General features: G+C 45.7%; 13 protein-coding genes and 1 pseudogene. 3 read left to right on the plus strand and 11 right to left on the minus strand.

Features of this window, described 5'->3' with window-relative positions; genetic code table 11:
* Positions 1-895: 895 nt before the first annotated feature.
* The 3 genes from ACUVJL_RS29080 to psb27 all read left to right on the plus strand — a co-directional run bounded on the left by ACUVJL_RS29080 (position 896) and on the right by psb27 (position 6,392).
* Complete coding sequence (locus ACUVJL_RS29080) at positions 896-3,715, plus strand: cation-translocating P-type ATPase (RefSeq protein WP_445249027.1); 2,820 nt, start codon at positions 896-898, stop codon at positions 3,713-3,715.
* Positions 3,716-4,136: 421 nt separating this feature from the next.
* Positions 4,137-5,390: a DNA replication/repair protein RecF gene (locus ACUVJL_RS29085; protein WP_445249028.1), complete on the plus strand. Its 1,254-nt coding sequence runs from the start codon at positions 4,137-4,139 to the stop codon at positions 5,388-5,390.
* Between the two features lie 603 nt (positions 5,391-5,993).
* A complete protein-coding gene (psb27, locus tag ACUVJL_RS29090) occupies positions 5,994-6,392 on the plus strand; it encodes a photosystem II protein Psb27 (protein WP_445173511.1) in 399 nt (132 codons plus the stop codon).
* Positions 6,393-6,666: 274 nt separating this feature from the next.
* On the opposite strand, the gene ACUVJL_RS29095 is transcribed toward psb27, so the two are convergent.
* From ACUVJL_RS29095 to ACUVJL_RS29145, 11 genes and pseudogenes are all read right to left on the minus strand, one after another.
* Positions 6,667-7,290 (minus strand): Uma2 family endonuclease, encoded by a 624-nt coding sequence (locus ACUVJL_RS29095; protein ID WP_445249029.1) that lies wholly within the window; start codon positions 7,288-7,290, stop codon positions 6,667-6,669.
* Positions 7,291-7,423: 133 nt separating this feature from the next.
* Positions 7,424-7,630 carry a hypothetical protein gene (locus tag ACUVJL_RS29100; protein WP_333056716.1) on the minus strand — a complete coding sequence of 69 codons (207 nt, stop codon included), beginning with the start codon at positions 7,628-7,630 and terminating at the stop codon, positions 7,424-7,426.
* A 5-nt stretch (positions 7,631-7,635) separates the two neighbouring features.
* Positions 7,636-8,013 carry a GIY-YIG nuclease family protein gene (locus ACUVJL_RS29105; RefSeq protein ID WP_445249030.1) on the minus strand — a complete coding sequence of 126 codons (378 nt, stop codon included), beginning with the start codon at positions 8,011-8,013 and terminating at the stop codon, positions 7,636-7,638.
* Between the two features lie 168 nt (positions 8,014-8,181).
* Positions 8,182-8,595, minus strand: a complete 414-nt coding sequence (locus ACUVJL_RS29110) for a hypothetical protein (RefSeq protein WP_445249031.1) — start codon at positions 8,593-8,595, stop codon at positions 8,182-8,184.
* 87 nt (positions 8,596-8,682) lie between these two features.
* Complete coding sequence (locus ACUVJL_RS29115; RefSeq protein ID WP_445249032.1) at positions 8,683-8,877, minus strand: hypothetical protein; 195 nt, start codon at positions 8,875-8,877, stop codon at positions 8,683-8,685.
* 361 nt (positions 8,878-9,238) lie between these two features.
* Positions 9,239-10,267 carry a hypothetical protein gene (locus ACUVJL_RS29120; protein ID WP_445249033.1) on the minus strand — a complete coding sequence of 343 codons (1,029 nt, stop codon included), beginning with the start codon at positions 10,265-10,267 and terminating at the stop codon, positions 9,239-9,241.
* Positions 10,268-10,382: 115 nt separating this feature from the next.
* Positions 10,383-10,967: a hypothetical protein gene (locus ACUVJL_RS29125; protein WP_445249034.1), complete on the minus strand. Its 585-nt coding sequence runs from the start codon at positions 10,965-10,967 to the stop codon at positions 10,383-10,385.
* Positions 10,968-11,395: 428 nt separating this feature from the next.
* Positions 11,396-11,752, minus strand: coding sequence for a DUF5615 family PIN-like protein (locus ACUVJL_RS29130; protein WP_445249035.1), 357 nt, complete (start codon positions 11,750-11,752; stop codon positions 11,396-11,398).
* On the minus strand, positions 11,752-11,997 hold the full coding sequence (locus ACUVJL_RS29135; protein WP_333154900.1) for a DUF433 domain-containing protein: 246 nt from the start codon (positions 11,995-11,997) through the stop codon (positions 11,752-11,754). Before ACUVJL_RS29135 ends, ACUVJL_RS29130 begins: the two co-directional genes overlap by 1 nt.
* Positions 11,998-12,097: 100 nt before the next feature.
* Entirely contained in the window at positions 12,098-12,337 is a 240-nt protein-coding gene (locus tag ACUVJL_RS29140) for a hypothetical protein (protein ID WP_445249036.1), read from the minus strand.
* Positions 12,338-12,416: 79 nt separating this feature from the next.
* A pseudogene (locus ACUVJL_RS29145) lies at positions 12,417-12,651 on the minus strand (heme o synthase); the annotation flags it as partial.

Here is a 12,651-nt window from a genome sequence, read left to right on the forward strand (position 1 = left end):
CAGCGACAGAGCAGGGGACTAGCTACGCATCCGCCCGGTGTCGTGACTCAAAAAACGTAGTCCGCGAAGGACTTAGGCCCGTCAGGATGGCTTTCTAGATTTCTCTTTCAAGCCTTATGCCTTTAGGCTAAGGTTCCTGACGAGGAGTCCTTGGACTTGACCCAAGACCAAGCATCTACTGTGTGCCCTGCAGGGGTTGCCAAAAAACTTTCTTCATCCATATATATAGCCTTTCTCAGTAACATGAGGTACTATCTGGCATAGGGCATAGGGCATAGGGCATAGGGCATAGGGCATAGGGCATAGGGCATAGGGCATAGGGCATAGGGCATAGGGCATACCTCACTACACTTGACAACCGCTATATGTTATGTGTTCTGCTTCCTTGAGGCCCAGGAGCACGGAAGGGTGTGGGAAGCTGAGCATTGTCGATCGTCAGAAAACCAACATAGGCGATCGAGACCTGTCACCTGGGCGCCATTTTTCTTTTAACATTAAAGAAGGCGGAATAGATGAGTTCGGAGACGAGGGTTTGATTACGTTTTTTTTTAGGTAGGTTTTAACCTGCCGCGCACGCTTGCATCCCCGTACTAAAATCACTCTTGCTTTCAGCTTCTTTTCTGTGTAAGAGCCGAAAGAATTGCTAATTTTTAGTAGTAAGGTGGATAAGTGCTATCAGCGGTAGGTCTACAAAGGGCGCGATCGAGCCTGCAGACGCAGTGAAGTTAAAAGCTTTTTGCTTCCCCGGCATCGAACCGCCCAAAACGAGTCGCAAGTTAAACAGTTTTTTATTCAGAACTCAAAACTTAAAACTCTCTCACTGTAATCAGCCAGATGGATCGGCTGTAGCTGTCCGGCCGCAACCACCTTTATGCCCCATGCTCGATCGTAATTTATGTCTTCAAATTCTCCCTCTTCTTGGCACACCGTAGCAATTGACAAAACTCTCCAGCAGCTAAGCAGCAACAAAGACGCTGGCTTGAGCAGCCAACAGGTGTCAGAACGCTTGCAGCAATACGGCCCCAACGAACTAGAAGAAACAGGAGGCCGCAGTCCGTGGTCGATTTTTGTCGATCAGTTCACCAACATCATGTTGTTGATGCTGATCGGTGTGGCCGTGATTTCGGCTTTCTTGGACATCAGGTCGAATACTTTTCCCAAAGATGCGATCGCCATTTTTTCGATCGTCATACTCAACGGCATTCTCGGCTTTTTCCAAGAGCAAAGTGCTGAAAAAGCCCTCGCAGCCCTCAAAAACCTTGCTTCCCCCCTAGTCAGAGTCCTGCGGGACGGCAAAACTTCGGAGATAGCAGCCAAGGAACTCGTACCCGGAGACGTGATGCTGTTAGAGGCTGGGGTAAAAATAGCAGCAGACGGACGCTTGATCGAATCTTCCAACTTGCAAGTCAGAGAATCTGCTTTGACGGGAGAAGCTTTAGCAGTTACCAAGCAAGCAGAGCTAGAACTTCCCGAAGATGCTTCCTTGGGCGATCGGCTCAACCTGATTTTTCAGGGCACAGAAGTTGTTCAGGGACGAGCAAAGGCGATCGTCACCAACACCGGAATGCAAACTGAACTGGGAAAAATTGCCACCATGCTTCAGTCAGTAGAAAGCGAACCGACTCCCCTGCAACAGCGGATGGATCAGCTGGGAAATGTTCTAGTCTCCGGTGCTCTAACCTTAGTCGCACTTGTCGTCATCGGCGGCATGATTACCTTCCAAAACGGCAGCCTCGGGTTCGATACCAGCAGGTGGGAAGAGTTGTTAGAAGTTTCTCTAAGCATGGCTGTGGCTGTGGTTCCCGAAGGACTCGCAGCAGTCGTGACAGTCACTCTAGCACTCGGAACTAGGCGGATGGTGAAGCGAAACGCCCTGATTCGCAAACTGCCGGCCGTAGAAACTTTGGGATCGGTTACTACCATTTGTTCTGACAAAACAGGTACCCTGACTCAAAATAAAATGGTAGTTCAGCTAGTCTCTACGGGCGACTGCACAGTCGCCGTCGCAGGCGATGGCTATGCCCCGATCGGAGATTTTACCGATCGGCATACATCGACCCAAATTAATAATTTAGAGGAATATCCAGAACTCGAATCTTTATTAATTGCCTGTGCAGTTTGCAACGACGCAGTGTTGCAACAAGAACAGCAAGAATGGCAGATTTTAGGCGACCCCACAGAAGGAGCTCTGCTGTGTGTAGCGGGAAAAGCAGGCATTTATAAGGAAAAACAGTCTCAATTGCTGCCGCGGACGGCGGAATTTCCTTTTTCTTCCGAACGCAAGCGGATGAGCGTGATTTGCGAAGTGCCCGGCCATTCGGGACATTCGGGATTTCCAGCAGAAGAAGGACAGCAGCCGAATTATTTGATGCTGACCAAAGGTTCTCCAGAGTTGACTTTGGAGCGCTGCAAAGGCATTATAGTCGGCGATCGAGTACAACCTTTAACCCAGGAAATGCGCGATCGCATCCTCGCCGAAAACAACAACATGGCAAGCGGCGGTTTGCGAGTCCTCGGGTTTGCGTACAAACTCTGGGAAAACCTGCCACCCGAAGGTTCTGAGGAAACCAGCGAACAAGACATGATTTGGCTGGGACTCGTCAGTATGCTGGACGCCCCGCGCCCGGAAGTGCGGGAAGCAGTGAGGAAGTGCCGCGATGCAGGCATTCGGGTGGTGATGATTACAGGAGACCACCAGTTGACTGCAAAAGCCATCGCCTACGATTTAGGTATTGCAACAGAGGGCGATCGAGTTCTCACCGGTCAAGAATTAGAAAAGCTCAGCCAAGAAGAACTCAAACAGCAAGTCGAACAGGTTAGCGTTTACGCCCGCGTCTCCCCAGAACACAAATTGCGGATTGTCCAAGCTTTGCAAAGTTGGGGCAAATTTGTCGCAATGACCGGCGACGGCGTTAACGACGCCCCCGCCTTGAAACAAGCCGATATCGGCATCGCCATGGGGATTACCGGCACCGATGTCAGCAAAGAAGCTAGCGATATGGTGCTCCTCGACGACAACTTCGCAACTATTGTCGCCGCCGCTGAAGAAGGGCGAGTGGTTTATAGCAATATTCGCCGCTTTATTAAATACATTTTGGGCAGCAACATCGGCGAAGTTTTGACAATTGCGGCCGCACCTTTAATGGGTTTGGGAGGAGTGCCGCTGACGCCGCTGCAAATTTTGTGGATGAACTTAGTAACAGACGGCGTTCCCGCTTTGGCCTTGGCCGTGGAACCGGCGGAACCGAACGTGATGAGAAAGCCTCCTTTCAGTCCGCGAGAAAGTATTTTTGCGCGGGGTTTGGGTTCTTACATGATTCGGATCGGGATTATTTTTGCAATTTTGACGATCGCGATGATGTCCTGGGCTTACGGATATACTCACACTCCCGGACACGGCGATCCAGATGCTTGGAAAACAATGGTGTTTACAACTCTTTGTTTGGCACAAATGGGTCACGCGATCGCAATTCGGTCTAACACTCAGCTAACTCTCGAGTTAAATCCCTTGACTAATGTTTTTGTTTGGGGAGCTGTGATTGTGACTACTATTCTGCAATTGATGCTGATTTATGTTCCGCCGCTGAGAGCATTTTTTGGCACTCATTATTTAACCGGGTTTGAATTGCTGGTTTGCTTCGGTTTCAGCGCTCTGATGTTTGTCTGGATTGAACTGGAAAAACTGTTCTTGCGCTTTTACAAATCTAGAAAATAGTGTTAAGAGCTGAGGAAGACTGAGCGAGGTTTCATTATTAGCTATAACCCACGCATTTGGCACTATTCTCTCTTCACATCCGCCAGGGGTTTCAACCCCTGGCTCATATCAAATCCGGTAGCATCGGAATTATTCATCTCTGTATTCTCTCCCTCTGCGTTCTCTGCGCCCTCTGTGGTTAAATCATTCCGATGCAACCGGAAACGATATCACACCCAAATTCATCGCTATGAAGACTCAAGAGATTGTGTCACAATTAAACATTTATTACTTCGTTATAATGTGATTGCGAGCGCAACGCTCGGCGAAAATCGCAATCGTAAAGGATCTCGGTTGCCAACCTGTAAGGTGCGCCCCGTCGTTCACCCGCTCGAGGAGTGTATTACTAATTACCAATTACCAATTACGAATTACTAATATTATGTATTTGAAAACGCTGCACCTCCGGCAGTTTCGTAACTACTTCGATCAAAAGGTAGTCTTTGACGCTCCCAAAACCATTTTAGTAGGAAATAACGCTCAAGGAAAATCTAACTTGTTAGAAGCGGTAGAGTTGCTTTCCACATTAAAAAGTCATAGGGTAGGGCGCGATCGCGATTTAATACTCGACTCAAAGCCGATCGGCCAAATTGATGCTACACTCGAACGTCAAACCGGACCGATCGACTTAGCTTTAACTCTTCGCTCTGGGGGGCGTCGGACACTGAAGCTCAACGGTGAACAGCTGCGTCGCCATTTAGACTTTTTGAGCGTATTAAATGTAGTGCAATTTTCTTGTTTGGATTTGGACTTAGTGCGCGGCGGGCCCGAAGGAAGGCGCAATTGGATCGATCGCCTAGTCATCCAGTTAGAACCGATTTACGCTCACATTTTGCAGCAGTACAACCAAATTTTGCGCCAGCGAAACGCTCTGTTGAAACGTTCTAAAGAAATCAGGAAAGCGGAATTTTCCGAAAGTTTTGACAAAATGCGATTTATCGGCTCTGAAACTCCCGAAGATCAAAATATTGCAGAATTCCCAATGCCCAATGCCCAATGCCCAATGCCCCATTCCCAATTCCCCATTCCCAGTTCAGAATTAGCTTTGTGGGACGCGCAGTTGGCGACAGCGGGGGCTCGCGTCATCCGCAGGCGCGATCGAATTTTGGAGCGATTGATGCCTTTAGCTCGAAATTGGCACCATTCAATTAGCGGTTCTGCAGAAGTTTTAGATGTGAAATACGAGGCTAATATTGAAGTAGGCGCGGAATTAATCGCTAAAGACAATCTCGAAGGAGTGCGGCAAGCATTTTTAGAGAAAATCCAAAAAAGGGCGATCGCAGAACAGTTTCAAGGCACCACTTTAGTCGGCCCCCACCGCGACGACATTACATTTACAATTAACAATACCCCAGCTCGTCAATACGCCTCCCAAGGCCAGCAGCGAACTCTGGTATTAGCATTAAAATTAGCCGAATTGCAGCTTATTGAAGAAGTCGTCGGCGAAGCGCCTTTACTGTTGCTCGACGACGTACTTGCAGAACTCGATCTGAGCCGCCAAAATCAACTTTTAGAAACAATTCAAGAACGCTTTCAAACTCTGATTACTACGACTCACTTAGGCGCTTTTGACACTCAGTGGCTGCGACAAACCCAAATTCTCTCCGTCGTTGCTGGACAAATCAATCGATTTTAGATTTTAGATTTTAGATTTTAGATTGACAAATTTTCTGTTTCATGGTATGAGAACAAAAAAATGTAGAAAGTGGCATTATTACCTCAATTCGAGATAGGATAAAGGTTAATTTTGATTGCAGCTTTCGCTTCCATTTTTCTAACCCTTGTCAACGACCCAGGTCTAAAGACACTGGGCTTCTAGCCTAAGACTTAAACCACAGTTGACCAGATGCGTACCTGGGTACTACGTTAACGGTAAGAGTTTAAAGACCTACCAAGGGATGCGAAGCTAGTTCCTTGCTCTAGAAATTTAGGATTAAACAGACTTATTGGGTTAAATCAGTGTCCTAGATATAGTACCGGCCGTTAACTTTGTCGAAGTACAGACGACCTGCCAGGTCGTCTCTTCTACCCCGAAAGGGAGGCTCATAAAAGAGCGAACATTATGCGATCGCGGGTTGCGAAGTTTGAGATGGTAATTGTCCCATCGAAAGTACACTACAAAAGTACACCGAATCTAGCAATCCCCGTGTAATGGAAAGATTCACGCCGGTTTCAACCGCCGAGTCGTTTCCCTCTCAGCACTCTTGGTGACTGAGTTTCCCACTTACCGAATTTTTTTATGAAGCATTACATTTCCCGTCTGTTAGCCCTGGTATTAGTTGTTGTCATCGGCATAGCGGGCTGTACCAATGTTCCGGCCACTCTGAGTGGAGATTATGGCAAAGACACATTAGCATTAGTGAACAGCTTGAGAACAGCGCTCACTTTGCCAGAGGGCGCGCCGGAAAAAGCAGCCGCTCAAGCCGCTGCTCGCACAAGTATCAACGATTTTTTTGCGGCATACCGCCGCGATCCGGCTCTTACCAAGCTGGCATCTTTCACGACAATGCGCACGGCATTAAACTCTTTGGCAGGACATTACAGTTCCTATCCAAACCGTCCCGTTCCTGAAAAGTTGAAAAAGCGTCTTGAGGCAGAATTTCAGCAGGTAGAAGCTGCTCTCAACAGAGGATCTTAATCTCAAAATTTAGGATAAAGGATAAATTTTAATAATTCATCTTTCATCCTTGATATTTGAGTGTTAACAATTTTTAGTAGAAATATCAACTGCTTTTAGCGCCCACTGTACCCAGGCGCTTTTTTCAGCAGCATTTAGGCTCGCGAATTAAATAACTTACAATTTTAATTGTTATTGTGGGATGGGCGTCCCGCCCGTCCAAAAAGGACGGGTGGGACGCCCATCCCACTTTCCTTGTGGAAGTTATTTAATTCTCATTCCTAAGTTGCCAACACTAAACTTGTGTCATGGCAACGATTTGAGCGGTGGTTAATACCAACTGAGGAAACGTTGGAGAAACAATAGTGGCTTCTCCTTGATATCGCAGTGCCTGATATTCACCATCGATTAAGCGGTTGATGGTCACCGTAGACTGTTTTGGAGAACCAATATACTGAACGCCTCCCAACCCTGCATAATCAACGATCCAATACTCCACGATTCCTAAAGTTTCATACTCATTCAATTTGATGCGGTAATCATCCCGCCAATTCGTACTGACAACTTCGATCGCCAAGGGAGGTGGAATATAGGCAGCAGCAGAGGCAGAACTTTGACGCATTCTGACCCATTCTTCCTTGGCAAACACCACAATGTCGGCTTTACGACTCGATTCACTTTCGCGCGGGGCAGCGTTCAATCTGACTTGTTTACTTTGCCGAGGAACGTAGGGAAGGTTCAAGGATTGGCAATGATCTACCAAGAGACGACATAAACCATCGACGACATCCTCATGTTTGGCTGTGGGTTCACTCAGGGGCATGGCAACTCCATTGACTAGCTCAAATGACCTGCCGGAGTCGTCATCCCAGTTGAGAAATTCCTCGAAGGAAAGGGTTTTTTGGGCGATCGCAACCATTGATATTAACCTTTTGCGTAGGTTGGCTCTCTGTTGTCTGTTTCTAGCTTAAGGTGAGGTAGAGAGATAGATCGCTGCTCTTGTAGGGTGCGTTAACGAAGTATACCGTAAACTTTGACATCTCTTCTCGGTTTTACTGCCCGCGTCCTGGTTTGCAATCTACAAAACCTAATGCTTCTGTGTCGAGAAAACTGGCGATCGCCATTTCGATCAGCGCTTCGATCGGATATTCAATTTCCGCAGCACGCGCGATTAGAGCTGCTTTAATTCGTTCTGGCAAACGTCCCAAAATAACTTCGGCATCAGCAGGAGAAAGTTGTTCTTGAAGTTTGGCTTGCATGGCATTCACCTTTGGGTTGGAATTTGAACGTTGTACGGAGGTTCAGTGGCTCTTAGAATGATGGCTTCTAGCTCCAATAGTAACGCAGGGTTTTCACAGTAAGAGACTAATTGCATTGCAATTCGCACATCCTCGTCATTGTACTTATCGAGCCACGCCCATAAAAAAGCCTTGTGCCCGCCGCTGAAGCGTCCTCGTAGGCTCTTGGTTTTACCGATGTAAAGTAATCCGTCAGTTATGTGCCTGACTGCATAGATGCCAGGGCGAGCAGGAATCTTATCAAACTCACGGGTCAAGGGTTGACATTGCTCGAAAGGAGTGAAGGCGATCGCATCTAGAATTTTCCGCGCTAGGGCTTGCACCTCAGAATCGTTTGTTGGCATGGAAGCAAGAAGGCTAATTGCACAGAAATCATGTTCCCACAAATTCTGTTATAGCTCCAAAATAAACGGAATTGAGCCTTTGTTTTGTCGATCGTACTGAGACAATACTCACAGCAACCATTGGCGCGTTGTTTAATGAATTGTCGTTGCTGCTGTGTGAGGCGGGATTCAGACATAATCAACGATATCGGGATGAGGATTGATGCCGAGAGTTTGCATGAGATCTGTCAGAGATTGGTTGCGGAAGGTTGCGAGTTGAATTAAGGCTTGAATGCGGGTAACGTTGAGTTGTTCAAGGCAATCGCTCATTTGGATCAGTTGCTTGTGTTCTTCGGGAGTCAGGGTTTCGGCATGACGCTTGGCGATGAGGGCATGGTATTCTTCCCAGGTTTGTGCACTAAAGCCGATGTTAATTTGTTGCAGCAAGTCGGCTTCAGTAGGTTGGGTGGTTGGAAGTCTAGGCTGGAGGCGTTCTTGCAGGGCGTTGAGGATGTAGCGATCGGGTTCAACGCCCTGTCGAGATGCTTCAGTGCGGATCTGGTGTTCGAGTTCGGGAGAGAGGTTGAGGGTGATGGTGGTCATGGTTATCTTGGCAGCAACATCTATTCATCATTTTAGCGATCGGGCTTTCACCTTATCTCGAACTTCATCGCCTGGGACTTCTCGATTTTACTGCCCGCGTCCTGGTTTGCAATCTACGAAACCTAATGCTTCTGTGTCGAGAAAATTGGCGATCGAAATGGCGATCGGATCTTCAATTTCCGCAGCACGCGCAATTAGAGCCACTTTAATTCGTTCTGGCAAGCCTCTCAAAATGACTTCGGCATCAGCAGGAGAAAGTTGTTCTTGAAGTTTGGCTTGCATGGCATTCACCTTTCATTAATAGGCGAAATAGAGGCGTCTCGTCGGCGATCGTACAAACTCTGATAATCTTGCCAAGTCGCAGGTAAGCGAATTACAGAACCCGCAGCCCATTGAATTTTTTATGGTGAGATGAGGGCAAGCATGGTCTAAGGTCGCTTTTGCAGCCATTGATTTTAATGATAACAAGAGTGGTGCGGGCGATCGCTCCTGGTTTGTAGTTGAAATTGGTGATGAACTAATACAGTTCAGTTAAGGCTAAAAATTAAAATTCACCTAGGTTGGGTTGAGCAACGAAACCCAACCTAGACAATGTTATTTCGTTGTTAGGCCTTCCGGGTAGGGAATTACAAACGCTTCTGACTTACCTGTAAGGAAGTTGATATTCAAGGCAAACAGGATCTACTTGTGTTTCAGAATAGATCATTATTTCTCCCTCCCAAGTCATATACTGATAACCAGGAGTCTCCAAAATCAACTCTGCATTCCCGTTATGACTGTGGAACTTAATATCTGGTGTTTTCTGAGAAAACTCATTCTCAAAGAATAGAGGTGGCAGCTTACTGACTCGTTGTGCAATTGACTCTATATCATATTGGGATGCGGTATCATTAACAGCGAGATCGCGAGGCAATTTTTTTCCGTGAAGCTTACGAACCGTACTGGCAATTGCACTTCTCAAATGATCGCCAACTCGGTAGAGATTTGCAAAGTGATAACGTAGGTCACGATTTAAGGAAATAGCGGTTGTACCATCGCGATGAATCTCACAATCAGGGCCTATACGTCCATTAGGTTGCATCCCCTCTAGAAAATACCCAACAATACGAGCATTTTTGGGAAAAGTTTGAATACCTTTATCTACAGTACGTGCAACTATGCCACGTCCCCTTGAGTACATCATTATGGGACGCAATTGACCACCATTGTGTTTAATCTTATTAACAATAGGAGCAAATGATTCTCTGTAGTCCTTGATTGCATTATGAAAAGGCTTATAAGCAGGGTGTTTGACCTTATCCAACCAACGGTCGGGATGTTTTTCCTGAACATTGCTATCATATGGGTGAATAACTTTAAGAATCCAATAGCAATCATCAATGTGAGATTGTAAGGCGTGTAGTAATTCTTTTTGTAAATCAGGCAGCTTCTTTAAAGGATAATCTAAATTTCCCTCAGCATTAAACAAAGCCGTAGAAATCTGATCGATTTCATCCAGAACAGCATTGAAAGACTGCATTACTTTCTGTAGTGAGCGACTGTAGATTGAGAATGGATGCCGTTGGGTGTGATCGTTATGATAGGTAAAGCTTTCATCGAGAAGTTTTAGACAATTAAATGCTTTAGGGTGTAAGTTGCCATCTCTATGTGTTTTACGTTCGAGGTTCATCATAAGATCATAAGTGAGTCAAGTTTGTATTACAAGTGTAGCACATTAATTATGAATTAAGGACTGCTAAAGCCTCGGCGCTACTGTCAATATGTCCCGAAAGTATGGGAGTAACTTGTCATTCACCTCTTTTCTCCTGATTGACTATCAATTCAATAGATCTAGCCAAATCTGTAATCTCTGAATCTTGGAGAACGTAACTTGGAGTGTAGACCAAACCATACTCTAACAAATTGCTTGGAGTTGCTAACAGCATTCCTCGATCCTCACCAAACTTAGAACGAATCATCTCCCCCAACCATTCTGGAGTATGTTCCGAGTAAGCAGTTCTAAATAGAGAAATATCTCCAATAAGGTCGCCAAAAACCACCCAGCAATGACCATCCCAATCTAAATTAGATTCAGACAAGCTTTTGCTCATATCATGAGCGTTCATATTATTACCAAATATACGCCTGCCCATCATATCTAGGTTACCAGCAACCATATGAACAGGTATATCCGTATGGTCTCTTATCAAGATTGTCCATAGTGCACTCATTTGAACGCAGCAATTATGGATTGATGGAAAATAATCCAAAACACTCTTGGCTGAATCTACTATTAAGTCATAATCTTCTTGAGTCAAGCTATATTCAACGTATTTGGAGGCTTCCTTTTCGGAATAAGAGTGTTTAATTAGTTCGGATAATTCTTGTTTCATATAATCTTCTAAATAGGATGCGTGTGATGTAATTAATCTAACGCACCACCATCTGTCTTGACAAAAGATTTTGTCGTAGTAACCGAACCTTTAAAGCTGAGGTAGCCGAATAATCTGAATATCACTCCCACTTTGGGTTTTTCGGCTTTTTCTAGGGCAAGCTGTCCATCAATCCCCTATCCCATTATCCTTGATGGATCTTCTTTCCAAACAGACTTGATGGATCTTCTTTCCAAACAGATATGTCAATCAGCAATATGACAAGTTTCGCGCATGACTTTGTGGTTGAAGTCTGGGGGCAACTCAATTTATCACCCCAAACTCACACCGCGATATAAATCCTCGATCGCCACTTCAAGCTCAATACTCTGAAAGATCCTCACCCAAAGCCTGCCTCAATCCACACAAATACCTGCTTCCGGCAATAACTACGGTAGGGGGCGTTGACGAATTCGATCGCGATCCACCACCGTAAACCGTTCCTCAAATTGCAATCCTTCGATCTGTAATAAATTCAACAATATTGATGCTGGTTCTTCCGGCGTGTGAGGACGAAACCGCAAATAAATCACACCTCTTGGCGATCGCAGCCGCAAGCGATAAATGAGTTCGCCGTAATCGCGATCGAACGTCAAAATCACCCGTTCCTCATCCGCTGCACGAGCCAAAACCTCGGAATCCTCAATACCTGGAGAATCCTCGGTAACAGAAGCGACTTCAAGCTCCGCTTGCCGTAGAATTCGTACACTGAGGAGTGGAAAATTTTCATTTGCCAGAAACCGCATTAACTTGCCTCAGCAAACAGTAAAGGTGTGTAAAATACGTCTTCTTTGAGGCACTCCGCCGCGAAAGCAAACACAGCTTGTAGAGATTCAGCATTAAGCGTTGGGTAATTTTCTAGAATTTGTTGCTGCGTCCAACCTTCTGAAAATAGCCCTAGAACGAACTCCACTGATATTCGTGTCCCCTTAATTACAGGCTTGCCAAGCAGAATTTTAGGATTTGAGTGAATGTGTGCTTTCCAGTTCATAACCAGTTCGCCTCTCTATGGTTTTCATCTATTATGAGTATAGTTAAGATTTTAAAATTAACTGTCACTGTCTTTAAAGGTTCATCAAGGATGGTGTAAGTCATGCCGATTTATTGGCCCGTTGTGCCATATATCGATCGAAAGTTGTGTAATCTCCAGCTTTGTAATCAGCACGGGCCGCTTCAATTTCGGCAATATCTTCTGGAGAATCGTCCTCATTCGGGAATAATTCAGCTTCCAAAAATTCCCATATCTTGTATCTTTCAGCAATTCCCAGTGACGAAATAGCTTCCAGCAGTGATTGAAATGAGATGTCTACTTTCACAGTATTCTCAGCCATCAGAACTTTCCTCCACTTTAAATTTTACAATATATCCAGAGCCCCGACTTCTTCAAGAAGCCGGGGCTCTAAAAGCAGACTACATCACAACCGCACTAATCAAAGTTTGCACATTTTGTACAACAGCAGTAGTAAAATTATGAGTCACAGGCAAACTGTCAACGACTATTCCAGCGCACAATAGCATCAGGTACAGAATAGAGTATTTAAAGAGCGATCGCGCAACAATCTTATCCTCTGGAGTCTGCAACAGCAACCAAGCTTTTTGGGCAAAAATAGCACCCAGGAAAATAGCTGTCCCCGCATACACCGCG

The sequence above is a fragment of the Microcoleus sp. OTE_8_concoct_300 genome (assembly GCF_031383065.1).
Classification (GTDB): domain Bacteria; phylum Cyanobacteriota; class Cyanobacteriia; order Cyanobacteriales; family Microcoleaceae; genus Microcoleus.

Coding starts and splice junctions, on each gene's coding strand:
- ACUVJL_RS29080 (WP_445249027.1), top strand. CDS start 896: ATGTCTTCAAATTCTCCCTCTTCTTGGCACACCGTAGCAATTGACAAA.
- ACUVJL_RS29085 (WP_445249028.1), top strand. CDS start 4,137: ATGTATTTGAAAACGCTGCACCTCCGGCAGTTTCGTAACTACTTCGAT.
- psb27 (WP_445173511.1), top strand. CDS start 5,994: ATGAAGCATTACATTTCCCGTCTGTTAGCCCTGGTATTAGTTGTTGTC.
- ACUVJL_RS29095 (WP_445249029.1), bottom strand. CDS start 7,290: ATGGTTGCGATCGCCCAAAAAACCCTTTCCTTCGAGGAATTTCTCAAC.
- ACUVJL_RS29100 (WP_333056716.1), bottom strand. CDS start 7,630: ATGCAAGCCAAACTTCAAGAACAACTTTCTCCTGCTGATGCCGAAGTT.
- ACUVJL_RS29105 (WP_445249030.1), bottom strand. CDS start 8,013: ATGCCAACAAACGATTCTGAGGTGCAAGCCCTAGCGCGGAAAATTCTA.
- ACUVJL_RS29110 (WP_445249031.1), bottom strand. CDS start 8,595: ATGACCACCATCACCCTCAACCTCTCTCCCGAACTCGAACACCAGATC.
- ACUVJL_RS29115 (WP_445249032.1), bottom strand. CDS start 8,877: ATGCAAGCCAAACTTCAAGAACAACTTTCTCCTGCTGATGCCGAAGTC.
- ACUVJL_RS29120 (WP_445249033.1), bottom strand. CDS start 10,267: ATGATGAACCTCGAACGTAAAACACATAGAGATGGCAACTTACACCCT.
- ACUVJL_RS29125 (WP_445249034.1), bottom strand. CDS start 10,967: ATGAAACAAGAATTATCCGAACTAATTAAACACTCTTATTCCGAAAAG.
- ACUVJL_RS29130 (WP_445249035.1), bottom strand. CDS start 11,752: ATGCGGTTTCTGGCAAATGAAAATTTTCCACTCCTCAGTGTACGAATT.
- ACUVJL_RS29135 (WP_333154900.1), bottom strand. CDS start 11,997: ATGAACTGGAAAGCACACATTCACTCAAATCCTAAAATTCTGCTTGGC.
- ACUVJL_RS29140 (WP_445249036.1), bottom strand. CDS start 12,337: ATGGCTGAGAATACTGTGAAAGTAGACATCTCATTTCAATCACTGCTG.